We start from the raw sequence: 23,295 nt of genomic DNA on the forward strand, positions 1-23,295 counted from the left end.
TTAATATAGACTAATTTTGATGTTGAATTTTAATTAGAGGATTGAAATAGTCTTCCCACCCCCATTTTGATGAGCGTGATTCATTTATTTTGATCATGCAGGAAGACAAAACTATGACTACCTTACTTAGAGTTCTTAAAGGGCTCCACCTGTCGCATTTATTAGGCGTCGTAATTCTTATCCCTTTAGGCTTGTCGGTGTTGTTTTCTAGTCAGCAGATACTAGAAAGCCGCAGCATCGCTCAAAACTCAGAGCAACTTGCAGAGATTACCGAGATAGCGATCCGCATCAGCGAGGCTGTGCACGAGCAACAAAAAGAACGCGGCGCCTCGGCAGGTTATCTTGCCAGTAAGGGCGAAGCCTTTGCACAAACGCTGGCGAAACAGAAGCAGGCGACCGACACCGCCCATGCGCGACTGCTAGAAACCGCCGCTAGTTCACACTTTGAAGAACTCCCGGCAGACTATCGCAGGGCCTTTGAGCAGGTACGGCGAGAATTGGCAAAGCTTGACAGCATCCGTAGCGCTGTTGAAGAGCAAACCATAAGCGCAAGCAAAGCCGTTGCGTTTTACACTGGATTAAACGGGGATATGCTGGGTTTGATCCAAGATTCAGCGACCGCGTCCTCTTCTGCCGAAGTGACCCGCCTTTACACCGCCTATACGGCTTTCTTGCAGGGGAAGGAACGCGGCGGGATTGAGAGGGCCGTTGGCGCCAGCATTCTTGGCGCAGCCACCCCTGAGGCGGCAGACCTTCGCAAATTCAACCAGATGATAGATGAGCAGAATACCTATTTTGAGGTGTTTCGCGCCTTTGCCAATGAAGACAAGGTTGAGCGACTGAATGCGCTGCTCAACGAACCGATCAGTCGGCAAGTTCGTGACATGCGCGAGCAAATTATCGCCATAGACGGTTCCTCAGCTGCACGGCTTGCTGCAGAGGACTGGTTCAGCACAATCTCAAAGAAACTAAACTTGCTCAAAGGCTTTGAAAGCGAGCTTAGTCAGGCCCTTCATGACTCGCTTGCCGAATTGAAAACGGCTGCCGAAGATCATCTATACTTGGTCATTCTTGAGGCCGGTCTGGGCATCGGATTTGTCGTTGTGCTCATGACGTTGTTACTTATGAGCAGCAACAGCGCAGTAAACAAGCTGGTTCGTTCCATGAGTGCCGTTGCGGAAGGGGATGTAGAAGCCGATATCCCAGAGATCGCATACGTCGAATTAAACCGCATGCGCGATGCACTGGCGGTGTTTAGGCACAATGCAATTGAAAACCGCGAACTACAAAAGAAGAACGAACAGCAAAAAGCCGAAGCGGAAGCGGAAAAACGCGAGATGCTCAACCAGCTGGCCACAGATTTCCAACAGCAGGTTGGGCATATTGTGCAAAGTGTTAGCGCGGCGGCTGAGCAGCTGGAATCCAGCGCCAACACCATGTCTGGTGTGGCTGAAGAGACCAGTGCGCAGGCTGTTGGTGCGGCAGGTGCGGCTGAACAGGCCTCCACCAGTGTGAACACAGTGGCCGGAGCGAGTGAAGAGCTTTCTGCCACCATTCAAGAAGTGGCTGAACAGATCAATCAAAGCTCGCAAGTGAGCCAAGCTGCCAATGATGACGCTAAAAAATCCATGGCCCAAGTGCAGCAACTGCGTACTGCAACTGAGCGGATTAGCGAAGTAGTCGAGCTTATCAACGATATTGCCGAACAGACCAATTTGCTGGCTCTGAACGCGACAATCGAAGCGGCACGCGCTGGCGAGGCGGGGCGCGGCTTTGCTGTGGTTGCCAGCGAAGTCAAAGGCCTTGCGGGCCAGACCAGCAATGCTACTCAGGATATTGCCAAGTACATCAGCGAGATGCAACAGGTATCCCAGCTGAGTGTTGAGGCGATCGAGGGTATTAGCAAGCAGGTGTTTACAATCTCTGACAATATCACCGCAATCTCAGCGGCCGCAGAGCAACAAGGCGCGGCAACCCAAGAGATTTCGCAGAACGCGCAGCAAGCGGCCTTGGGCACGCAGGAAGTATCCAGCATTGTAACCGAGGTACAGGGTGCAGCCAGCGAAAGCGGGCGGGTTGCGGAGCAAACCTTGCAGGCGGCCTCTGTGCTGTCCTCGCAGGCGCAACAGCTCAACAGTGCTGTGGACGCTTTTGTGGCGCAGGTTCGCGCAGGCTAACGCCTTTCAGAGCAACAAAAAGGGCCAGAACCACAAGCGGTTCTGGCCCTTTTCGTTTTAAGAACTTGCTTATCAACTTACCTTTTCGATGGCACTGTTACGGTGCCCTGTCAGCGCCGCCAAGGCGGCTTCCTGATCTATTACGCCCAAGCAGCTGTCTCCTTCGCAAACATAGACAGGACCGCCAAGCCTTGCCATCAGGTCCAGCACGTCTTGCAGCACTGCAGTGGACGCCGCAGTGGCCGCGGTCAATGGCACCGCACCAGTTTGTCGGCGCATTACATCTTGAGCATGTAAGACGGCTAGTGGGTTCATATGCGCTACAAATGAACGAACGTAGTCATCTGCCGGATTGGCAACAATCTCTTGCGGGGTGCCGATCTGGACGAGGCGCGCACTTTCCATAATGGCGATGCGGTTGCCGATTTTGGCAGCTTCATCCAGATCATGACTGACGAAGATAATGGTTTTGTGCAGCTTTTCCTGTAGCGCGAGCAGTTCGTCCTGTAAGTGGGCACGGATAAGCGGATCCAGCGCAGAGAACGGTTCGTCCATCAAGAGAATGTCTGCATCCGTTGCGAAGGCACGAGCCAGCCCGACGCGCTGCTGCATACCACCGGAAAGCTCATTGAGGTATTTATCCCCCCACCCTTGCAGGCCCACCAACTCAAGTTGTTCGTGCGCCTTGGCGCGGCGCTGCTTCTTCGAAAGGCCGGAGAGCTCAAGCCCGAAGGCAACATTGTCAATCACCGTGCGCCAAGGCAGCAAGCCAAACTGCTGGAACACCATGGCGATGCGCTGACGGCGCAAACCGCGCAGCTCTGCCGTGCTGCAGGCTCCGGGGTCAACACTACCTGCTTCAGTGTGCAGCAACACGCGACCGCGCACAGGCTTGTTTAGGGCGTTCACGGCCCGCAGCAAGGTGGATTTACCTGAACCGGACAAGCCCATAAGCACCAGCAACTCGCCTTGCATCACATCAAAGCTGACATCGGCAACGCCGACAAGCTGGCCACTTTCCCGCTTGATGGTGTCGCGGTCTTGGCCAGCATCCAGCAAGGGCAGCGCGGTTTTTGCTTTTTCGCCAAAGATGATGGAGAGGTTTTCAAAGGAAACGGCAGGACGGCTCATATCAACGCCCTCCTTTTTCATCGTTGCGGAAGAAGCGATCAAGCATGATTGCCAACAGAACAATTACGAGACCAACCTCGAAGCCCTTGGCGATGTTTACCGTGTTCAGTGCACGCAGAGTTGGAACGCCGAGCCCATCCGCGCCAACAAGGGCGGCAATAACCACCATAGACAAAGAGAGCATGATGGTCTGCGTCAGACCTGCCATGATATTTGGCAGGGCGTAGGGCAGCTCGATCTTCCAGAGCTTTTGCCAGTAGGTGGCGCCAAACGCTTCACCGGCTTCTAAAAGATGCGCAGGCGTGGAGGCTATGCCCAACTGGGTCAAGCGGATTGAAGCGGGCAGTGCAAAGATGACCGTGGACACCAGACCGGGCACAACACCAAGGCCGAAAAGAATAAGTGCCGGAATAAGATAGACGAATGTCGGGATCGTCTGCATGAGATCCAGAACAGGGCGAACTAACGCAAAAAAGCGCGCTGAGTGCGCACACACAACCCCGACCGGCACGCCTACCAGCATGCAGATAAATGTTGAGCAGAGAATAAGCGCAAGCGTTTGAGTGGTTTCTTCCCAGTAGCCAAGGTTGATGACCAGCAGGAGCGAGAGCAGTACAAAACCTGAAAACCAGATGGTGCGCTTGGCGGCAAAGGCCAAGGCCGTAACAAGGGCAACCATGACGAGCGGGCTCGGCGCTTGTAGCAGCCAGATAACGCCTTCGATCATACCTTCGATTGCAAGGGAAAGTGCATCAAAAAAGCCGGCGGCGTTTTGTGTCAGCCAATCCACGGCATATTTCGCCCATTTGCCTATGGGCAGTTTATCTTCAGTCAACCAGTCCAAAACGACCTCTTACGGAGGGAATTCTTAGCCCTCCTATGGTTTTAGTATTCCGGGGCCGCATTGTGCGGCTCTACAATATTGCTATTGCCAATAGGCGTGGGCGCGCCCTTTAAGTTTTAAAGAGTGCGCCCCCACGTGTTTGATTGGCTTGCCTTAACTAGGCGCTAGTTGCCTAGCGCCTTGGCCACTGCTGCGGCTGCATCACCGCCGTCGAGCGCGCTCACGCCTTGAAGCCAAGGAGTGTATGCGGACGGGTTGGCTTTCAGCCACGCCTTCGCAGCATCCGATGCGTCTTCGCCGTCATTCAAGATCGCGTTCATGATCTCGTTTTCCATGGCGAGGGTGAATTTAAGATTCTGAACCAGCTTGCCAGCGTTGGCGCATTCTTTGACAAAACCGGCGCGGGTGTTGGTGTGCACATCTGCGCCGCCAAAGTTCGGTCCGAACACATCATCGCCACCTGACAAGTATTCGATTTCGAAGTTGGAATTCATCGGATGCGGTGCCCAGCCAAGGAAGACAATTGGCTTTTCGCGGCGCGTGGCACGAGCAACTTGCGACAGCATTCCCGCTTCGGAAGATTCCACCAACTCAAACTCGCCAAGGCCGAACGTGTCAGCTTTGATCATATCAAGGATCAGGCGGTTGCCATCGTTGCCGGCTTCGATGCCGTAGATCTCGCCCTTAAGGGCATCTTTGAACTTGGCGATATCGGCAAAGTCTTTCAGGCCAGCGTCATAAGCATATTTAGGCACAGCCAGCGTGTATTTTGCACCGGTCAGGTTAACAGCAACGGTTTCAACGGTTCCCGCCTCACGGTAAGGTGCCAAATCTGCTTCCATAGTTGGCATCCAGTTGCCAAGAAAGACGTCGATATCGCCATTGGCAAGTGATGTATAAGTAACAGGAACGGAAAGTACTTTGGTCTGCGTAGTATAGCCAAGAGCGTCGAACAGGGTTGTCGCTACGGCAGTCGTTGCTGTAATGTCTGTCCAGCCAACATCCGAAAAACGTAGGGTCTGGCAGCTTTTAGGCTCGGCTGCAGCTGCTGCGCCAGAGGCGAAAACCAACGCCCCAAGACCAAGAATAGTATTTTTCAAAAACACCTTAGTATTTCCCAATTTACTTCTCCCCAACTGTGTTCACCTCTTGAATTATATTTTGTCGCATCGACAAATAAGTGGTGCCGCTCTGACATAAATCCAATGTAAAATCCATTTATACCATAGCATAGAACGCTGAAATTTGTCGTGCGACCTGCCTTATATCATCCGCGATTGACATTGACACAAAAAATATACTTTGAAACTGCGGAAAAATGCTGTAGTCCTATCGGAAATTATTGATTGACCGTTCAATTAAAAATAATGAGGGGGAAAATCCGTGCCGAAGGTTGGTCATGAGGACGAGCGAAAATCGTCTATCATTGAGGCAACAATTGCCGCCATTCACGAATGTGGATACGGCAAAGTGACAATGGCCCAAATCGCCAGAAATGCGGGCGTGTCTGCCGGATTGCCGCATCACTATTTCGGCTCAAAAGCAGGATTGTTCAACGCCACCATTACCCACCTGTTGCTTGAGCTTTCGCGGCAGGTGAACGAAGCGCTGCAAAATGTAGAGGGGCCACTGCAGCGCGTTTTAACGCTTGTGGAAACAAACTTTAGCGATGAACAATTTCAGCCCGGTGTCATATCCGCATGGCTGGCGTTTTATGCCGAAGCGCGTAACGAACCGCAAACCAACCGCTTGTTGCGCATCTATCAGCGGCGGTTGGTGCTCAAGCTACGGGCGGAATTCCGGCAGCTATTGGCGGAAGAAGATGCCCGCCGCGCCGCGGAAGGCACTGCGGCAATGATCGACGGGCTTTGGCTACAGCGGGCGCTTGTGGGCGGGGGACTTGTCGGTAGCAGTGCGGCCGCGCTGGTGGCAGATTATGTGCAGATGAGCCTGAAGAGCGCGCGCAGCAGAGTTTGAGGACACGCGCAAACCCCATTTATTTCATTAGCAGAAAGATAAGTAGATGATTGCTGATTATATTGTTGTTGGGGCAGGCTCGGCTGGGTGTGTTATCGCCAATCGCCTCAGCGAGAATCCCGCCAACAAGGTTATTGTTCTGGAGTTTGGCGGTAGCGACGCGGGCCCGTTTATCCAAATGCCTGCGGCGCTTTCCTATCCGATGAACATGAGACGTTATGATTGGGGCTACACCAGCGGAGAGGAAACCCATCTGGGCGGGCGTCAACTGGCCTTACCACGAGGTAAGGTGTTGGGCGGCTCTTCCTCCATCAATGGTATGGTTTATGTGCGCGGTCATGCGCTTGATTATGAGCGCTGGCAGGAGATGGGTGCAAAGGGCTGGGGCTATGCTGATGTGTTGCCCTATTTCCAGCGTTTGGAAAACGTGAGCGGAAGTGCTGATACCTCACGCGGGCGCAGTGGGCCCATGTATGTGCAACGGGGCAGCAAGTGGAGCCCGCTTTATGATGCGTTCATCGATGCCGGTGTGCAGGCGGGCTATGGCCACAGCGACGACTACAACGGCTATCGGCAGGAAGGCTTTGCCGATATGGAGATGACCGTGCATGGCGGGCGGCGCTGGTCGGCGGCCAATGCCTATTTGCGGCCGGCAATGCAGCGCGACAACCTCAGCGTCATAACGCGGGCCAAGGTTTTGCGGGTGCTGTTTGAGGGCACGCAGGCGGTGGGCGTGGAATATGAGCATGGGGGCGAGATCAAGCGGCTGCGTGCGGGCAAAGAGATCATCTTAAGCGCTTCGGCCATAAACTCACCGCGCATTCTCCTGCATTCAGGGATTGGGGATGGGCAAGCACTGCAAGAACTGGGCATCCGCACGATTGTCGAGCGCAGGGGCGTTGGCCGTAACCTGCAAGACCATCTGGAGCTTTACATTCAGCAGGCCTGCACCAAGCCTATTACCTTGTTCAACTACTGGAATATATGGAGCAAAGCTCGTATTGGGGCTCAGTGGCTGTTTGGGAAATCCGGCCTTGGCACCACAAACCATTTTGAAAGCTGTGCCTTTATTCGCTCGGCTGCTGGCGTGCCCTACCCCGACATCCAGTATCATTTCCTGCCGTTCGCCGTGCGTTATGATGGGAAGGCGGCGGCCGAGGGGCATGGTTTCCAAGCGCATGTGGGACCAATGCGCTCCAAATCGCGCGGCACTGTGAAGCTTGCCAGCGCCGACCCCTTTGAAAAGCCAGTGGTGCATTTCAATTATATGAGCTGCGATGAGGATTGGCGGGACTTCCGGCAAGCTATCCGGCTTACACGTGAAATATTCGGGCAAGACGCCTTTGTTCCCTATCGCGGCAAAGAAATTCAGCCGGGGGCGAAAGTAAAGAGCGATGCACAGCTTGATGCTTTCATCAAGGAGCATGTGGAAAGTGCGTTCCACCCCTGTGGCACTTGTAAAATGGGCAATGCGGATGACAGCGACGCTGTGGTTGATCCGCAAGGGCGGGTCATTGGTACGCAAGGGCTGCGGGTGGCTGACAGCTCGATTTTCCCGCAGATTACCAATGGCAATCTGAATGGGCCGAGCTTAATGGTGGGTGAGAAGATTGCCGATCATATTCTGGGCAAGCAGCTGGCACCTGCGGCGGGGGCGCGTTATTGGCAGCACCCGCAGTGGCAGAGCGCCCAGCGCTAAACCGCGCGGCGAACACTAGACATATAACGACAGCACCGGGCGTAGTGACTGGCCCCGCACGCCGCAAATACTCAAAGAACAAGGCAGCAATACCAATGCAACTGCAAGCACAACCCACCGCCTCCCATTTCATTGGCGGAAAATACATCGAAGACACAAGCGGCGCACTGATCGAGAGCCGATATCCGGCAACAAACGAGGTGATTGCGCAAGTGCACGCTGGCACTGAAGCTATCGTTGCACAAGCGATTGAAGCCGCAGACACCGGCTTTCAGCAATGGCGCACCTCCACACCAGCGCAGCGGGCTGCTGTTTTGAACAAGGCCGCGCAGATCATGCAAGAGCGGAACCGCGAACTCTCGCAGCTGGAAACGCTGGACACCGGCAAACCGCTGCAAGAAACTCTGGTTGCAGATGCTGCTTCGGGTGCTGAGGCGCTTGCATATTTCGCCAGCATTGCCGCGACAATGACCGGCCAACACATCGCCCTTGGCAATTCATTTGCACTGGTGAAACCTGAACCTCTTGGGATATGCGTTGGCATCGGCGCATGGAACTACCCCATCCAGATTGCCGCATGGAAGGCTGCACCATGCCTTGCAGCAGGCAATGCAATGATTTTCAAGCCATCGGAAATGACCCCACTCACCGCGCTCAAGCTGGCAGAGATATTCAAGGAAGCCGGTTTGCCGGACGGGGTGTTTAACGTGGTGCAAGGGGCTGGTGAAACCGGGGCGGCGCTTGTCTCCCACCCGAGAGTAGCAAAAGTGTCACTCACCGGCTCAGTGCCTACTGGTACTAAGGTGGCACAGCTGGCCGCAGCAGGACTGAAGCCGGCAACGCTGGAGCTGGGCGGCAAAAGCCCGCTTATCGTGTTTGCCGATGCAGATTTGGACAATGCAGTGGGCGCGGCAATGAACGCCAACTTCTATTCTACCGGCCAGATTTGTTCTAACGGGACGCGTGTTTTTGTAGAAAGCAGTGTTAAAGCTGCATTTTTGGAAAAACTCGTCGCGCGCACCAAAGCGATTAAGCTGGGAAACCCTATGGACGAAAGCGTGCAGTTGGGGCCGCTGGTAAGTGCTGCACAGCTGGCACGGGTGCAGGAATACATCGACATTGGCAAGCAAGAGGGAGCGCAGCTGGTTTATGGCGGCGCACGGGCCGAGCCTTCAGGTTTTGCTAATGGCAATTACATTGAGCCAACCATTTTTGCCGATGTGCAAGACGATATGCGCATTGCCCGTGAAGAGATCTTCGGGCCGGTGATGAGCGTGCTCGCGTTTGAAAGCGAAGAAGAAGTAGTTAAGCGTGCCAATGCCACCGGCTTTGGCCTCGCCGCAGGGGTGTTTGCGGGAGATTTGCAGCGTGGCTTGAGGGTTGTTGATGCGCTAGACGCCGGAACCTGCTGGGTGAATAATTACAATCTCACCCCGGTAGAGATGCCGTTTGGAGGCTACAAGGATTCCGGTATTGGCCGCGAGAACGGCCTTGCCGCGATCCAGCACTACAGCCAGAGCAAGAGCATTCTGGTGGAACTGGGTGATGTAGAGGCAGGTTGGTAGCCTCGACGCCATCTTCACTTGAAAAACTGGGTAAGGCGGAGGAATTCGCCCTACCCTTTCTCTGGTCCCTCTGTGGCTCCCCTTTTTTCTAGGACTATTTCTTGTTGCCGCTTGGCGCAGAATCCCATTAGCATTCCTTAATATTGCGGAGTATGCGAGGGAACTATGCAAGAGATCCCGTTTATTGATTTATACTGCGAGCGCACGGCCTACGGGCTGTCGAACGAACCTGTAAATGCGCTATCCAACGTCGCATTCTTATTGGCAGCTACTTGGGCTATACTGGCAGCACGGCGGGCGCGCGTGTTGGACCTACCGTTCCTTTGCGCTGCTACCCTAATCGGCCTCATTGGTGTTGGCTCCTTTATGTTTCATAGCTTTGCCAGTAGTTGGGCAGAGCATATGGATGTCATTCCGATTTGGAGTTTCGTTGCATTTTACGTGGTTTTGGCGGTGCATTACAGCACAGGCCTGAAACTGGCTTGGCTGTTGCGTCCCGGTGGCATCATCGCTCTTATCCTGATTGGCTGGATGCTCTGGCCTGACAGCGGGGTTCTTAGCGAGGCGGGACACACTCACAGCAATAACCCTCCGCACGGGCATGCACATGACCCATTCAACGGCTCCTTGCAATACATTCCCGCTGTTATCGCGCTGTTCGTTTACACGCTGATCTGCTGGATTTTTCGCAAGCCGCAGCGCTGGTGGGTGAGCCTTGCCGGTGCGGCCTTTGTTATCTCGCTTGCTTTGCGCTCAATAGATTTGGCGGTTTGCACTGCTGCGCCTGTTGGCACACACTTTCTTTGGCACCTGCTTAACGCACTCATGATCGCCTTTTTGCTAAAGGCGTTGATCTTGCAGATGTGTGAAGCCAGAGAAAGAGAGGCCGTGACATGAGCGCCAGACCAGAGCCAACAGATATAAAGCGGTTTTTGTGGGCGCAGCGGCCTGTATACCGCATTGTCGTGCAAGAGCTGTGCGCGGGTGCGAAGCAAAGCCACTGGATGTGGTTTATCTTTCCGCAGCTTCGCTGCCTTGCCCGCTCGGCAACTGCCGACTATTTTGGCATTGCCGATCTGCAAGAGGCCAAGCGCTATTTGCAAGATAGCTTGTTGCGCGAGCGTTTGTTGCAGTGCTTTGCTCTGGCAAACGGGCATGGTGGTCTTTCGCCCGCTGCCTTAATGGGCAAGGAAATTGATGCCCGCAAGTTGCGCGCATGCGCAAGCTTGTTTGCAGCGACGCATGATGAAGCGGTTGTCATGGCGGCGCGGCGCTGTCTGAAGCTGTTTTTCGCCAACACCCCTTGTGCTCAGACGCTCCAAGCGCTTGAATTAACGCAGAAAGCCCTCATGCAGGAGATGAGTGGTTAGCTTGGCGGAAGACGGGCGGCCAGCAATTTTGCATGTTTGATTTACAGGTTTTACAAATCAGTTTACGAATAACATCTGGAAACCAATAGGAATTTGCAGATAATGAACTGGCTTTCAGAACACTTAATCACCGCTGCGCGCAGCAAAACGCCGCTTGCGGTAAGCGACTATCCAAAAACAGAGGTGACTTTGGAAACCGCGCTCAATGTGCAAGAGCAAATCGCAGCGCAAAGCGGCGAAATTGGCGCATGGAAGGTTGCGGCTATGGGCGATGGCACTGCATTGTTTGCGCCGATTTTCACCAGTGACATCAGCCAGAACGGCGAGCAGTTTTTTGCCGCTGGCGAGGGGCACGCGCTGGCGATTGAGTGCGAGTTAGCGTTCTTGCTTGGCCGCGATATCACTCCTGACATGAGCAATGCGGAGTTGATAGATGCCGTAAGTAGCGTTCATATGGTGGTGGAGCTGGTGGGTAGCCGGTTGCAGGATCAAGGCAAGGCGGATTTTGGCTTGCATTATGCTGATCGCTTGGCAAACACCGGTTTTGTAGTTGGCAGTGCGGTGCAGCTGCCAGGCCTTGAGGCACAGCGCGAACAAGTGTTGGAACTGGAAATTGATGGCATGAGCATTATCAAGGGGCCAAGACAAGATGGCGCGGGCGATCCTTTGGAGCTGTACCTTGCCGCAGCGCGTAGCGTTGGCACACATTGTGGCGGCTTTCGAAAAGGGCAATTCATTACCACTGGATCATTTAGCGGGTGTGACTATTATCCAGTTGGAACAACCGTCAAGGCGGCGTTCCCTGAACTAGGTGGCGAAGTCGCGCTTACTATTTAGCGGCGCGCACCCGCCACCTCTTCATTAAAAACCTGTTAGAGCGGCCGGTAGGCCGCCTATTATGCTTGGCCGCATCTGGCTTTTGTCCGCGCAGTCGTTTTACGAGATGCGCTTATATGGCCATGACTGGTTTTACGCCAGTGGTGTGGCCGGATGATAAATTCGGCTGCAGCCAAATAGGACGCCCCGCAGATTAGCAGCCAGTAGCACGGTACAGACAGCAGATCGCTAAGCTTGGCCGCAATGCCGCGCCGCACGCCGCCGCGCCACAACGCCGCAAGCCCTCCCAAGAAGCCCACCGGGAAGGTTAGCAATGCCAAGCCTGCCCAGAAACTGCTCATCCACGTTTGCATTTCGCCTGCAGAAAAGCTTGCTGCGAAGAGCGCAATCGCAAGGAGTGTCCACGGCATCGCCCACATACAAAAGATACCGCCAACAAAATTTAACAGGAACAACAAAGTATCGCGGGCTCCCAGCTCTCGCCAGAGAGACACTGGATTACGCAAATGGACAGCGATAGTCTGCATCCAGCCTTTTTGCCAGCGGCTGCGCTGGCTGATCCATGCCTTCAAGGTCACCGGTGCCTCTTCATAGGTCGTGCTGTTCAGCCATTCGATGTCATAATTGGCACGCTTAAGGCGCATGGCAAGATCTGCATCTTCGGTGACATTGAAAGGATCCCAGCCGCCCACTCTTTCCAGTGCCTCGCGGCGGAAATGGTTTGAGGTTCCCCCAAGTGAAAACAACCAGTTACGCCGTGCAGAATAGGGAATGATTACATCAAACAGCGCGGCATATTCCAGCGCGAACTGCCGAGTGAGCCACTTGTTATGACCATGATCAAAGTGCAGGGATGCTTGCAAGCAAGCCGTTTTCCAACCTGCTGTTCGGAACCGGCCTGCGGCTTTGCGCAGCTGGTCCGGCTCCGGGCGATCCTCAGCGTCATAAACAACAAGAAACTCTCCTCGGGCCGCACGCAGACCGACACCTAGCGCTCTCGGTTTCGTGCGAGGGTGCCCTTCAGGCACCACCAGAATACGCATGTGCGGCGTTGCAGCGTTTGCCAGTGCGGACTGTGTCTTGTGGTCTCCTGCCTCAACGAGGAAAATGATGTCCAACTTTTGCTTTGGGTAATCGAGCGCTTGCATAGCCTCTACGATTTGCGCACAAACACGGTCCTCGTCATACAGAGGAATGAGCACTGAATAAATTGGCAGTTCCGTATCACTCGCCCGGCGACAGACATGTCGCAGCGGCTGTGCAAATGCTGCGCGAAGTCGAAGAAATCCATGAAAAAAAGCCGTTATCTTTAATAGAAACGCAAATACGGCCAACAAAGTGAGCGGGGGCAAAACAGCCCCCCAAAAGAAAAGGAGGGGAGAGAGCACCAGAAGAGTTCCCTGTGCTGCACTTAGACGTTTTGCAGCTGAGAATTTTGGCTTATCATAAAGCAAGGACTGTGTTGTATCATTCGTATCCACCAGCCGACTTAAGGATTTTGGGCTAACGAGACGCAATTGGCTGGCTTTTTCTGCGAGTTTGCCCTTTAGCTGTTCAAGCTCTTTGAGCTGCTTCAACTTCGGAGATGCACACATCACGATTTCCCGATTATACGTAGTGGCGGGAACCACAAGAATGCCTTTAAAAGTAAAAGGCTTAATGTGCGCATGGGTGATATCCAAGGCATGTAAGGCGGCATCCGGCAGATAGCGCAGCTTGCAATGCCCTGCGAGTATCCAGTAGTACTTTAAAGGGTCTAACTCTCTCGTATTTATTAGGATTTGGCTGGCAGAAACACTGCTCATGCTCGCAAGACGCTGAGCGGCGGCGATGGCACGCGGCTCCACTTCGCAAGCGGCCAGCACCTTTGCCTCCAAATGTTGCCAAGTATAGGAGGGTCCACTTAGAATAGCAGGGCTTTTAGCGATGGACGCTGGTAGATTAGTGTATTCATTTGGGTTCTGTTGACTTCGTATCGTTATTGAAGCGGATTGATGCAGGCGGCGAGAGACTGGTCTTGCTTGCGCAATGGTATTGCTCACTGGCACCGGAGCGGCACTAGCCGCGGTGTAAGGACCCAGCTTCCGCTGGCATATCGCTTGCTTTGCAACCATTTCTGACGCGCCTCCCGTCCCTTATTCAATAAAAGCGGGAGGAATGAGGCGATAGCCTGTTGAGCAATCGCAACCTGAGTACCCCCCTTTAGATTTCGGGTTGACGCGGCGGCGAGTGCCTTGTCTTCTGGTTCTGCCGATCTGGCTTGCAATAGGTTAAGCAATACCTGATAGGCTTTGAAACCTGCCCCAAATCAATGAAACTGGATCTATGAAAGCTCGCTTACGGACACTATTGTTAATATTGGCATGGGCTTTGGCTCAATCCTTGAATATGCAGGCTGCCAAAGCTGAGGGCTCAGGAATCCCTGATGAGAATACGCCCGCTAAAACCACTGGTTTACCCGGCACGCTTTCTATGGCTGAAGGCACGCTTGACGGACGAGGGCCCTTGGTTCCCGCTTTTTCCACCGGACGTATACAGCGTAGTTCCTCTCTCCAACTACCAGAAAAAATTGAGTTCCTCGCATCAGATGACTTTCCGCCATTTGTGTTTCGCGATAGCGAGCAACGGCTAATGGGCTATAATGTAGACTTGGCGCGTGCGATTTGTGAGGAACTTGAAATTGCGTGTAGCTTGCGTATCAAGCCCTTTGAAAAACTAAAGGGTGCACTTGCTGATTTTCAAGGTGACGTGCTGATTGCTGGCCTGCCGCTTACAGCAGAGAACTTAAAAATTCTCGAGTTTTCACAGGTTTATTTGCGGTTTCCTGGGCGTTTTATAGTGGGAAGAGACCTTGCCCTGCCGATGGAGCCTAGGTTTTTGGCGGGCAAGAAAATCGGGATTGTCTCTGGCTCGCGCCATGAAGCATATTTAGAGGCGAACGTTCCGCTTGCCAAACTCGTAGGCTTTCAAGATCCAAATTCTGCAAGGGAGGCTCTGGCGCGCAAGGAAGTTCAAGCCGTGTTTGGTGATGGTCTGCACATGGCGTTCTGGCTGCAAAGCGAGGCTGGGCGGATGTGTTGCCAGTTTGCAGGAGGGCCGTATCTGGATCCGACTTTTCTCAACCAAGGCCTTGCTTTAAACACGCGCCGCGGAGACAAAGCACTAATGACTGCTCTCAACCAAGCTTTAAGCAGGCTACAGCTTACGGGTAAGATGGAAGAATTGTACTTAAGGTACTTTCCGGTCGGCTTCTACTAGTTCCTACGGATCAGGGCTAGGTTTGCTCTTTGGGGGAGTTGAGCGAGAAAATGGCAGTGCGATTAGCCTGAGCAAGCTCCGGCTATGCAGCGGCTCCACCTGCCCGAGGCCTAACTGCATACTTTCCTGCGGATCTTTCGCTGCCGCAGTGTAACTGCCAAACATGCGATCCCAAATGGAAAGGTTAAAGCCGTAGTTGCTGTCAGTTTCCGCGGGACGCACGGAATGATGAATTCGATGCATGTCCGGTGTTACAATTAGCCATCGTAAGGGGCGCTCGGCCCAAGTAGGCAGGCTGATGTTGGCATGGTTAAAAATAGCGGCTGCATTAAGCAGGATTTCGAAGATCAGCACTGCGAGTGGCGGAGCACCGACTACGACAACTACCGCAATCTTCCAGAGCATCGATGCAGTGATCTCGATGGGATGGAAACGCAAGGCGGTACTTACGTCAACATGTGTATCCGTGTGGTGGACTTTGTGCAGCCGCCACAATACCGGCACCTTGTGGCTGGCCCAATGCTGAAACCAAATGGCAAGATCAAGTAGCACAAATGCCAATGTACCGGCGAGAAAAGGACTGACGCTGGCAAGACCGAACCAGTTTAACAAGCCTACGCCTTGCCATTTGGCCCAAAGTGCCGCGGCGACGGCAAGAAACGGCAGAGCGAGGCGCAAGAACACGGCAGAAAGCACCGCAAGCCCGAGATTAGCAAACCAGCGCTGGTGTCGAAGCGGATTGTCTCTGCGAAATGGCATGAATGCCTCCAACACGGCCATTATGCCAAATACGCTTATAAAAACGAAAGGGCGCAGTAGCGCTTCAAGCTCCATCAATTTTCATCCTCAGGAAAGAGCGTCTACGCTAGAATATGAGGCATTGTGTGTTGTTTTCCAATAGATTGCAGTGAACACATTTTTTTTACTGTTTCGCGCCGAGAAAAACGCTAGAAGATCGCATGATTGAGATTTTATGGAACAAACCGGAGCAAGCGGCGATTGGCACGATGATGCTCGCCCATGGTGCCGGTGCTGGGCAGGACTCCAGCTTTATGGAGCGCTTTACCAATGCGGCGGTTGCCTGCGGCTTTGCGGTGGCGCGGTTTGAGTTTAGCTACATGGCCAAGCGGCGCACAAGCGGCAAGAAGGCCCCTCCTCCCAAGGCGGAAAAGCTGATTGGTGAGTATCAAAACGCGCTCCAGCAAATTCTGGGCGAGAATGATCTGCCTATCTTTCTTGCCGGAAAATCCATGGGCGGGCGTGTTGCAGCGATGCTGGCGGGAGGCAACTCTCTTCCCAAGCGCGTTAGAGGCGTGGTATGCCTTGGTTATCCGTTTCACCCGGTAGGAAAGACAGAGCTGGAGCATTGGCGCTTGGCCCCACTGCAAGCGAGCAATCGCCCGCTACTCATCCTCCAAGGTGAGCGAGATCAGTTTGGCAAGCGAGAGGAACTGGACGGATTTGAACTGCCAGAGCAAGCTGAGTTGCATTACATAGATGATGGCAACCACGATTTTGCACCGCGCGGCGCAGCGGCAGCCACGTGGGATGGCAATATCAAGCGCGCGGCGGCACTTGCGCGTGCCTTTGCAGAACAGCATTGACCAGCTAATGTTAGACAAAGCAGGCGGTATACCCCGCCTGCTAGTTTTTAACTACATCTGTTTAAGGGGCCGTATATTCTAAGCTTAGGCTTTTGAACGCCATTTTCTAATGGTCAGCCTAGTATTTTTCGCGGGTCCAATTTGTAGTGCTTGGAGCAGAAGTCGCAGTTAACCTCGACAACACCTTCGGCCAACATCTCCTGCTGATCCGGTTCAGGCATCTGGCGCAGCATAGCACTGATTTTCTCTTGCGAGCACGTGCACCTGTCCTGCATCATCTGGGGATCAAACGCCTTCACACCGCGTTCGTGGAATAGTCGATACAAAAGTCCTTCGGCACTTAAATCCGTATTGGTCAGCTCCTCGTCCTTTACGGTGTCGACCAAAGCTTTGGCCTCCATCCACGCGTCGTCTTCCGCTACTTGTTGCGCATCGTGCCCTTCCGGTGCATCACCGGGATGTAGGTCAGCCTGTCGCTGGCGCTCTTCGGATTTTGGCAGGAATTGCAGCATAATGCCGCCGGCGCGCCAAGATTTCTGCGGCGAGTTCCCTTCGCGACGCTGCACAAGCTGCGCGACGCCAAGGCGAACACGCGTCGGGATCTGTTCAGATTTGAAAAAGTACTCGTGCGCCGCCTCTTCCAGCGTTGTCCCTTCCAACACAACAATGCCTTGGTAGCGGCTGGTATTGGACCCTTGATCGATTGTGAAAGCAAGGTGGCCACGACCAAGCAGATCGTCTGGCTTGAAACCCTCCTTCGCAGCAGCTTGGGCGACCTTATCCGCATCGAATTGCGCGGTGGCACGCAGACCATCCGGTGCTTGGAAGTCGACAACGAGAACCGATACCGGCCCGTCGGTTTGTGCTTGCAGGGTCAAGCGACCCTCAAATTTTAGCGTGCTGCCAAGCATCGCAGTGAGGACAATAGCCTCGGCCAGCAAACGGTTAACCGCTTCTGGGTAATCATGCCGGTTCAAGATTGCATCGAGCACCGGACCCATTTTCACTGTGCGGCCGCGTACGTCCAACGGTTCAACAGCAAAGGGAAGGACTGCGTCCTCCCCCGCTGGATGTCTTGTTTGTGTCGTCTCAGTCATTATGCCTCTTGCAAAGCACCCATACACCAACTCATGATCCCTTTTTGGGCATGGAGGCGGTTTTCTGCTTCGTCAAATACAACAGATTGCGGACCGTCCATTACAGCATCTGTCACTTCCTCACCGCGGTGGGCAGGCAGGCAGTGCATGAAGATCGCGCTTTCATCAGCTTCGCGCATCAGGCGCTCGTTCACCTGATATGCTGCCAGAAGATTGTGGCGGTAAGCGGCATCTTTGTCGCCCATGGAAACCCAGCAGTCTGTTACTACGGCATGCGCGCCTTGTACAGCCTCATGCGGATCTTCACTCACCATAACTTTTGCGCCAGCCGCTATGGCTTCATCCACCCATTTGCGCGGAACGGAAAGCTCTTCCGGTGCAGCAATGTTGATGGCGAAGTCGAATTTCGCCGCTGCTTGTAGCCAAGAGTAGAGGACGTTATTGCTATCACCAACCCAAGAGACCGTTTTGCCGGCGATAGAGCCGCGGTGCTCTTCAAACGTCATGATATCTGCCATGATCTGACAGGGGTGCGACAGCTTGGTGAGACCATTGATAACCGGCACGGTGGCATACTCGGCCAGTTCGCGGACGGCATCATGGTCTAGCATACGGATCATGATGATATCGACAAAACGGGAAAGCACACGAGCAGTGTCGGCGATGGACTCGCCGCGGCCCAGCTGCATTTCCGAACCTGTGAGCATCAGTGTCTCGCCGCCTAGCTCGCGCATACCCACATCAAAAGAAATGCGGGTGCGGGTGGAAGGCTGCTCAAAAATCATTGCCAACACTTTGCCAGCAAGAGGCCCCTGCCCCTTGCGCACGCCTTGCCGCGCTGCCTTGATCTCGTTGGCATGGGTCATGATCTGCCGCAGCTGCGCGCTGGAGAAGTCGGAAATATCGATAAAATTCTGTTTCATAGCTCTGTCATAGGCTGTGCCTGCGCGATGGGGCAGGCGCATCTTTCATTCATTGATCGTGTTCGGTTTGGCTTGGCGAAGGGGCCAAGGCGCTCAGGCGAACGCCTCTACCCGGCTCGCTGCCTTTTCGGTCGCTTCTACCAGCTGGTCTATTTCCTCTGGCGAGATGATCATCGGCGGCATGATACGCACCACATTATCGCCAGCGGGCACCGGCAGCAGCCCTTCTTCGCGCATGGCGGCGACGACTTCGCCCTGCGACGCCTTACACTTCAGGCCCAACATGAGCCCCTCGCCGCGAACCAATTCAAACACTTGTGGGTGGGTGTCGACAATGCTGGCGAGCTTTTGCTTCAGCAGCAGTCCTTTTTCACGTACGCCCTGCAAGAAGCCCTCGGCAAGCACTGTTTCCATAACCGTAATGCCGCAGGCCATGGCCAACAAGTTGCCGCCATAGGTGGTGCCATGGGTGCCCGGCTGCATTGGCGCTGCGGCCTCTGCTGTCGCCAAAAATGCACCGAGCGGAAACCCGCCACCAATGCCCTTGGCAATTGCCATAATATCCGGAATAACACCGGCCCATTCATGAGCAAAGAGCTTACCGGTGCGGCCCACACCGCACTGGATCTCGTCAAACACCAGCAAAGTTCCTGTGGCATCACACAGCGCGCGTAGCTCTCGCAGGAATGCGGGCGAGAAGGGGCGGATTCCGCCTTCGCCCTGCACGGGCTCTAGCAAGATGGCTGCGGTGGTTTCATCCACTGCCGCTTTTACCGCCTCGATATCCCCGTGAGGCACTTGATAGAAGCCCTCGGCCTTGGGGCCAAAACCTTCGAGGTACTTCTCCTGCCCGCCTGCGGCGAGCGCGGCGAGCGTACGGCCATGGAAGGCGTTTTCAAAGGTGAGGATGCGGTAGCGGTCCTTCTGTCCCTTATCGTGGTGATAGCGGCGCGCGGTTTTTATAGCGCCCTCTATTGCCTCGGTGCCGGAATTACAGAAGAAAACTCTGTCTGCGAACGAGTTACTTGTAAGAAGTTCGCCCAGCTTTTCCTGTTGCGGCACGTTGTACAGGTTTGAAACGTGCCAAAGCTTGGCAGCCTGCTCTTGCAGCGCCTTAACCAGCGGGGGATAGGCGTGGCCAAGGCCACTTACCGCGATACCAGAGGCGCAATCCATGTATCGTCGCCCATCGGCCGCGTATAGCCAGACGCCTTCACCGCGCTCGAACGAGAGGTCCGACCGGTTGTAAGTCTGAAAAAGCGACGAAGATGACATCGATTGCATGCTCCACTTAATGTAAATGTTCGGCCGCGCTATTAAAAGCCATGAATAAAAACAGCCACGAGGCGGCTGCGAAACGGAAGCGGTATTAAGGAGACAGACTGCGCCGCTGTCAATAAGACTTGCTGCAAAAAACGCGGTGAACCAGCGGCTAATACTTGAGATCTTCACCATATTATCCCGCTTTGGCGTAATTAAGCGCCATTCATCGGCGGAGCGCTATGCCTTTCGCTTCAAAGCATAGCTTGCAACAAGTGCAGGGCGTCGCATGTGAGGATAGAATGCCATTTTGATGCAGGATATGGCCTACTGAAATCAGTGGTTGAAGACGTATCGAGACATCATCATCTGCAGGAGAATTCGCTGTTGTTTTTGCCTAGGCTTTCTGGCAATTCTGGGGAAAACAGCGGTTTTCAGCTAAGAGTGCGAGGGGCACAGTTGCCGCAATCATGCGCCATATAGTACTGTCTCCCCCAAGTTACACATCATATCGTGGTAGTACGGTACCAGTGCTGTTGGCCTCATGTTAACGGTGCGGGTGTCTTGCGAGCATGACGGGGGCCTTTTGCATGAGCTGGACAGCTGAGCGCGTTGAATTACTTACCAAACTCTGGGCGGAGGGATTAAGCGCCAGCCAAATTGCCAGCGAACTAGGGAATGTCACCCGGAATGCGGTTATAGGCAAGGTGCATCGGCTGGGCCTGTCAGGGCGAGCAAAATCCGGCGGTGGACAAGCGGCGAAACCTCGCCGAACAGCATCGAATACGTCATCTGCTTCTCCTGCAGCACTTGCAGCGGCAGCGCCTAAGGCGGAAGCGGCACAGGAGAACAATGCTGGCAAAGTGCAGGCTGACCCTGCAACAGCCCAAGTGCGACGCATGCCACAGGCTGTCGTTTCCGGAGCGACTGCACTGAAAGTTGAGCCGGAAGAAGAATTGGCAACTGAAGTTGTTGCAGCAACCCCGGAAATATTCATTCCAGAAAACGAGCGCGCCACCATCCTTTCGCTCACAGAACGGACTTGTAAGTGGCCGATCGGAGATCCGGGCAGCCCTGACTTCTACTTTTGTGGACGCCAATCTGACGCTGGCACTCCCTATTGCGCCCATCACCGCAGTATAGCCTATCAACCTGTCAGCGACCGCCGTCAACGTAAAGCAGCCAGCTAACCGCAAGCTTGTTGGTGTTTTGCAGCGCCTACGTAGGCGCAAAATTTGATGGGGGCAAACGCCCCCTAAAATTTTGCAGCCACCTACGATGTGCCTTAGTCAGAACTGATCGTTAAAGGCATAGCCTGCGCCGCGAACTGTGCGGATGGGATCTTTCATTGAGCCTCTGTTAATCGCCTTTCTCAGGCGGCCGACATGGACGTCAACTGTGCGCTCATCAACATAGACGTCATGCCCCCAAACTCCATCAAGAAGTTGCTCCCGTGAATAAACCCTGCCAGGGGCGCTCATGAGGAATTCCAACAGGCGAAACTCGGTAGGGCCGAGGTGAATTTCCTGTCCATCCCGCCTGACACGGTGCGTTTCCCGGTCTAGTTCGATGTCTCCAGACTTGAGCTGAGTTGATACGCTTTCCGGCTTCGCCCTCCGCAAGATCGCGCGCACACGGGCCATTAATTCTGGAATTGAAAACGGCTTCACCACATAGTCATCAGCCCCCGTGGACAAACCACGAATTCTTTCCGATTCCTCGCCTCTGGCGGTGAGCATAATAATCGGTATCCGCTCGGTTTCATTACGCGCCCGCAGGCGACGGCAAAGCTCGATACCAGAAATGCCCGGTAGCATCCAATCAAGAAGAAGCAGGTCAGGTTGGCTTTCCTTCAAACGCACTTCGGCATCATCGCCTCTGGCGCATACTTCAACCCTGTACCCCTCAGCTTCCAAATTATACCGTAGCAGTAAGCTTAGAGGCTCTTCATCTTCCACAATTAGTACATCAGGCATTTCAATAGGCTCGTTGTCGTTATTTATGCTTTGGCAGAGAGTTCCAAGTCATCAGATTTTGGGCGATCAATCGGCAGATGACTGCCGGAGACCATATAGTAAATGTTCTCTGCAATATTCGTAGCGTGGTCGCCGATACGCTCAATGTTTTTGGCGCAGAACAATAGATGTGCGCACATGGTGATGCTACGCGGATCTTCCATCATGTAGGTCAACAGCTGGCGGAAAAGCGAATTGTAAAGCGCATCAATCTCTTCATCCCGATTACGTACAGATGAGACGACTTCCAAATCACCCGAAGTATAAGCATCCAAAACCGCTTTAAGCTGCTCAAGCGACAAGTCTGCCATATGTTCAACACCGACAGCCAGTGTTTTGGAATTGAACTCACCCTCAATTGCCAATGCGCGTTTCGCCACGTTCTTTGCCATATCACCGACGCGCTCCAAATCATTGGATATGCGCATGGCGGCAATGATTTCGCGTAGGTCACTAGCCATTGGCTGGCGTCTGGCGATAATTGAAATGCACATTTCTTCAAGTTTGGATTGCATTTCATCAAGTCGGCGGTCTGCCTCAATGGTTTTGCGGGCCAATGCGCTGTCTGCTTTTAAAAGAGCGGTTACGGACTCTTTCACCAGAGTCTCCGCAAGCCCCCCCATTTCAACAATACGCGTTGCGATATCTTTTAGTTCCTCGCCAAAGGACGTGACGATGTGATCTTTCATAGGTCTTCTCCTAAGACGCAGCTTTAGCCAAAGCGCCCGGTAATATAATCCTGCGTGCGCTGGTCATTCGGATTGGTGAAAATATCGTCAGTATTGCCTTCTTCCACCAGATTCCCCATATGGAAAAATGCTGTCCGCTGAGAAACTCGCGCCGCCTGCTGCATCGAATGGGTTACGATAACAATCGTATAGTTCTCACGCAATTCGTCGATCAACTCCTCAACTTTTGCCGTGGCAATTGGATCAAGAGCTGAGCATGGTTCGTCCATCAAAATCACTTCTGGCGACACGGCGATGGCGCGAGCAATGCACAAGCGCTGCTGTTGACCGCCAGATAAGCCAGTGCCCGGCTCATCGAGCCGATCTTTAACCTCATTAAATAGACCGGCACGCTGTAAACTGGTGGCAACGATTTCCTCTAGATCTGTCTTCGTCTTTGCAAGACCATGAATGCGCGGCCCATATGCGACGTTCTCGAAGATTGACTTGGGAAACGGGTTCGGCTTTTGGAACACCATGCCAACGCGGGCGCGTAGCTCGACGACGTCAATTGATGGATCGTAGATGTTCTCCTGATCCAACGTAATGTCTCCCTCCACCCGACAAATATCGATAGTGTCATTCATGCGGTTTAATGTGCGCAAGAATGTAGACTTTCCGCAGCCGGAGGGGCCAATCAGCGAAGTCACATGGTTTTGGCGAATGTCGAGATTAACATCAAACAAGGCCTGCTTATCGCCATAATACACGCATACGTCTTGCCCGCGCATTTTAATCTTGGAGGTCGCTGTAGAAACACTGGCGCTATGGGCATCTTGGGCCACTGGGGCAGCGTTTGTCTCGCTTGTG

General features: G+C 53.8%; 21 protein-coding genes. 10 read left to right on the forward strand and 11 right to left on the reverse strand.

Translation table 11 applies throughout. The features are described 5' to 3' along the window. The first annotated feature begins 113 nt into the window (after positions 1 to 113). On the forward strand, positions 114 to 2,177 hold the full coding sequence (locus AYK82_RS15730; protein ID WP_172795262.1) for a methyl-accepting chemotaxis protein: 2,064 nt from the start codon (positions 114 to 116) through the stop codon (positions 2,175 to 2,177). Between the two features lie 72 nt (positions 2,178 to 2,249). On the opposite strand, the gene choV is transcribed toward AYK82_RS15730, so the two are convergent. The 3 genes from choV to choX form a co-directional block, all read right to left on the reverse strand. Continuing rightward, positions 2,250 to 3,308 (reverse strand): choline ABC transporter ATP-binding protein, encoded by a 1,059-nt coding sequence (choV, locus tag AYK82_RS15735; RefSeq protein ID WP_068318191.1) that lies wholly within the window; start codon positions 3,306 to 3,308, stop codon positions 2,250 to 2,252. Between the two features lies 1 nt (position 3,309). Further along, on the reverse strand, positions 3,310 to 4,152 hold the full coding sequence (gene choW, locus AYK82_RS15740; protein WP_068318194.1) for a choline ABC transporter permease subunit: 843 nt from the start codon (positions 4,150 to 4,152) through the stop codon (positions 3,310 to 3,312). Positions 4,153 to 4,316: 164 nt separating this feature from the next. Continuing rightward, on the reverse strand, positions 4,317 to 5,258 hold the full coding sequence (choX, locus tag AYK82_RS15745; protein WP_156453410.1) for a choline ABC transporter substrate-binding protein: 942 nt from the start codon (positions 5,256 to 5,258) through the stop codon (positions 4,317 to 4,319). A gap of 277 nt (positions 5,259 to 5,535) precedes the next feature. Here choX and betI point away from each other — a divergent pair, with 277 nt between their 5' ends. The 6 genes from betI (at position 5,536) to AYK82_RS15775 (ending at position 11,600) form a co-directional block, all read left to right on the forward strand. Then, positions 5,536 to 6,129: a transcriptional regulator BetI gene (gene betI / locus AYK82_RS15750; protein ID WP_068318197.1), complete on the forward strand. Its 594-nt coding sequence runs from the start codon at positions 5,536 to 5,538 to the stop codon at positions 6,127 to 6,129. A 46-nt stretch (positions 6,130 to 6,175) separates the two neighbouring features. After that, entirely contained in the window at positions 6,176 to 7,828 is a 1,653-nt protein-coding gene (gene betA / locus AYK82_RS15755) for a choline dehydrogenase (protein WP_068318200.1), read from the forward strand. Between the two features lie 101 nt (positions 7,829 to 7,929). Further along, positions 7,930 to 9,393, forward strand: a complete 1,464-nt coding sequence (betB, locus tag AYK82_RS15760) for a betaine-aldehyde dehydrogenase (protein ID WP_068318813.1) — start codon at positions 7,930 to 7,932, stop codon at positions 9,391 to 9,393. A gap of 165 nt (positions 9,394 to 9,558) precedes the next feature. Further along, positions 9,559 to 10,290, forward strand: coding sequence for a ceramidase domain-containing protein (locus AYK82_RS15765; RefSeq protein WP_068318204.1), 732 nt, complete (start codon positions 9,559 to 9,561; stop codon positions 10,288 to 10,290). After that, a complete protein-coding gene (locus AYK82_RS15770) occupies positions 10,287 to 10,763 on the forward strand; it encodes a DUF1810 domain-containing protein (protein ID WP_068318206.1) in 477 nt (158 codons plus the stop codon). Before AYK82_RS15765 ends, AYK82_RS15770 begins: the two co-directional genes overlap by 4 nt. Before the next feature lie 102 nt (positions 10,764 to 10,865). After that, a complete protein-coding gene (locus tag AYK82_RS15775) occupies positions 10,866 to 11,600 on the forward strand; it encodes a hypothetical protein (protein WP_068318209.1) in 735 nt (244 codons plus the stop codon). Positions 11,601 to 11,659: 59 nt separating this feature from the next. Here the strand turns inward: AYK82_RS15775 and AYK82_RS15780 are convergent, their stop codons facing one another. Further along, complete coding sequence (locus tag AYK82_RS15780; protein WP_082733989.1) at positions 11,660 to 13,714, reverse strand: glycosyltransferase; 2,055 nt, start codon at positions 13,712 to 13,714, stop codon at positions 11,660 to 11,662. 211 nt (positions 13,715 to 13,925) lie between these two features. Here AYK82_RS15780 and AYK82_RS15785 point away from each other — a divergent pair, with 211 nt between their 5' ends. After that, on the forward strand, positions 13,926 to 14,858 hold the full coding sequence (locus AYK82_RS15785; RefSeq protein WP_208976523.1) for a transporter substrate-binding domain-containing protein: 933 nt from the start codon (positions 13,926 to 13,928) through the stop codon (positions 14,856 to 14,858). 3 nt (positions 14,859 to 14,861) lie between these two features. Here AYK82_RS15785 and AYK82_RS15790 read toward each other — a convergent pair whose 3' ends face one another. Beyond that, positions 14,862 to 15,692, reverse strand: coding sequence for a sterol desaturase family protein (locus AYK82_RS15790; protein ID WP_068318216.1), 831 nt, complete (start codon positions 15,690 to 15,692; stop codon positions 14,862 to 14,864). A gap of 125 nt (positions 15,693 to 15,817) precedes the next feature. Here AYK82_RS15790 and AYK82_RS15795 point away from each other — a divergent pair, with 125 nt between their 5' ends. After that, positions 15,818 to 16,462: an alpha/beta family hydrolase gene (locus tag AYK82_RS15795; protein WP_068318219.1), complete on the forward strand. Its 645-nt coding sequence runs from the start codon at positions 15,818 to 15,820 to the stop codon at positions 16,460 to 16,462. A gap of 113 nt (positions 16,463 to 16,575) precedes the next feature. Here AYK82_RS15795 and AYK82_RS15800 read toward each other — a convergent pair whose 3' ends face one another. The 3 genes from AYK82_RS15800 to AYK82_RS15810 form a co-directional block, all read right to left on the reverse strand. Further along, on the reverse strand, positions 16,576 to 17,559 hold the full coding sequence (locus AYK82_RS15800) for an Hsp33 family molecular chaperone (protein WP_068318222.1): 984 nt from the start codon (positions 17,557 to 17,559) through the stop codon (positions 16,576 to 16,578). Continuing rightward, positions 17,559 to 18,482 (reverse strand): ornithine carbamoyltransferase, encoded by a 924-nt coding sequence (gene argF / locus AYK82_RS15805; RefSeq protein WP_068318816.1) that lies wholly within the window; start codon positions 18,480 to 18,482, stop codon positions 17,559 to 17,561. The genes AYK82_RS15800 and argF overlap by 1 nt, the downstream gene beginning before the upstream one ends. Before the next feature lie 93 nt (positions 18,483 to 18,575). Further along, positions 18,576 to 19,757 carry an aspartate aminotransferase family protein gene (locus tag AYK82_RS15810; RefSeq protein WP_068318818.1) on the reverse strand — a complete coding sequence of 394 codons (1,182 nt, stop codon included), beginning with the start codon at positions 19,755 to 19,757 and terminating at the stop codon, positions 18,576 to 18,578. Positions 19,758 to 20,332: 575 nt separating this feature from the next. On the opposite strand from AYK82_RS15810, the gene AYK82_RS15815 reads away from it, so the two are divergent. Further along, positions 20,333 to 20,932: a GcrA family cell cycle regulator gene (locus tag AYK82_RS15815; RefSeq protein WP_068318224.1), complete on the forward strand. Its 600-nt coding sequence runs from the start codon at positions 20,333 to 20,335 to the stop codon at positions 20,930 to 20,932. Positions 20,933 to 21,031: 99 nt separating this feature from the next. On the opposite strand, the gene phoB is transcribed toward AYK82_RS15815, so the two are convergent. Genes phoB through pstB form a run of 3 tightly spaced genes read right to left on the reverse strand, consistent with a single transcriptional unit; the run spans position 21,032 to position 23,270 of the window. Beyond that, on the reverse strand, positions 21,032 to 21,718 hold the full coding sequence (gene phoB, locus AYK82_RS15820) for a phosphate regulon transcriptional regulator PhoB (protein ID WP_068318227.1): 687 nt from the start codon (positions 21,716 to 21,718) through the stop codon (positions 21,032 to 21,034). Between the two features lie 23 nt (positions 21,719 to 21,741). After that, positions 21,742 to 22,446: a phosphate signaling complex protein PhoU gene (gene phoU / locus AYK82_RS15825; protein ID WP_068318230.1), complete on the reverse strand. Its 705-nt coding sequence runs from the start codon at positions 22,444 to 22,446 to the stop codon at positions 21,742 to 21,744. A 23-nt stretch (positions 22,447 to 22,469) separates the two neighbouring features. Next, positions 22,470 to 23,270 (reverse strand): phosphate ABC transporter ATP-binding protein PstB, encoded by an 801-nt coding sequence (gene pstB / locus AYK82_RS15830; protein ID WP_068318820.1) that lies wholly within the window; start codon positions 23,268 to 23,270, stop codon positions 22,470 to 22,472. Between the last annotated feature and the right edge of the window lie 25 nt (positions 23,271 to 23,295).

It is taken from the genome of Polycladidibacter hongkongensis (assembly GCF_001561995.1).
Classification (GTDB): domain Bacteria; phylum Pseudomonadota; class Alphaproteobacteria; order Rhizobiales; family Stappiaceae; genus Pseudovibrio; species Pseudovibrio hongkongensis.

Excerpts from the sequence above, each read along its gene's own strand:
- AYK82_RS15730 (WP_172795262.1), top strand. The coding sequence starts at position 114 with ATGACTACCTTACTTAGAGTTCTTAAAGGGCTCCACCTGTCGCATTTA.
- AYK82_RS15800 (WP_068318222.1), bottom strand. The coding sequence starts at position 17,559 with ATGACTGAGACGACACAAACAAGACATCCAGCGGGGGAGGACGCAGTC.
- AYK82_RS15795 (WP_068318219.1), top strand. The coding sequence starts at position 15,818 with ATGATTGAGATTTTATGGAACAAACCGGAGCAAGCGGCGATTGGCACG.
- phoB (WP_068318227.1), bottom strand. The coding sequence starts at position 21,718 with ATGCCTGATGTACTAATTGTGGAAGATGAAGAGCCTCTAAGCTTACTG.
- AYK82_RS15770 (WP_068318206.1), top strand. The coding sequence starts at position 10,287 with ATGAGCGCCAGACCAGAGCCAACAGATATAAAGCGGTTTTTGTGGGCG.
- AYK82_RS15815 (WP_068318224.1), top strand. The coding sequence starts at position 20,333 with ATGAGCTGGACAGCTGAGCGCGTTGAATTACTTACCAAACTCTGGGCG.
- AYK82_RS15775 (WP_068318209.1), top strand. The coding sequence starts at position 10,866 with ATGAACTGGCTTTCAGAACACTTAATCACCGCTGCGCGCAGCAAAACG.
- argF (WP_068318816.1), bottom strand. The coding sequence starts at position 18,482 with ATGAAACAGAATTTTATCGATATTTCCGACTTCTCCAGCGCGCAGCTG.
- AYK82_RS15790 (WP_068318216.1), bottom strand. The coding sequence starts at position 15,692 with ATGGAGCTTGAAGCGCTACTGCGCCCTTTCGTTTTTATAAGCGTATTT.
- AYK82_RS15780 (WP_082733989.1), bottom strand. The coding sequence starts at position 13,714 with ATGGTTGCAAAGCAAGCGATATGCCAGCGGAAGCTGGGTCCTTACACC.
- choV (WP_068318191.1), bottom strand. The coding sequence starts at position 3,308 with ATGAGCCGTCCTGCCGTTTCCTTTGAAAACCTCTCCATCATCTTTGGC.
- betA (WP_068318200.1), top strand. The coding sequence starts at position 6,176 with ATGATTGCTGATTATATTGTTGTTGGGGCAGGCTCGGCTGGGTGTGTT.
- phoU (WP_068318230.1), bottom strand. The coding sequence starts at position 22,446 with ATGAAAGATCACATCGTCACGTCCTTTGGCGAGGAACTAAAAGATATC.
- AYK82_RS15785 (WP_208976523.1), top strand. The coding sequence starts at position 13,926 with ATGAAAGCTCGCTTACGGACACTATTGTTAATATTGGCATGGGCTTTG.
- AYK82_RS15765 (WP_068318204.1), top strand. The coding sequence starts at position 9,559 with ATGCAAGAGATCCCGTTTATTGATTTATACTGCGAGCGCACGGCCTAC.
- AYK82_RS15810 (WP_068318818.1), bottom strand. The coding sequence starts at position 19,757 with ATGTCATCTTCGTCGCTTTTTCAGACTTACAACCGGTCGGACCTCTCG.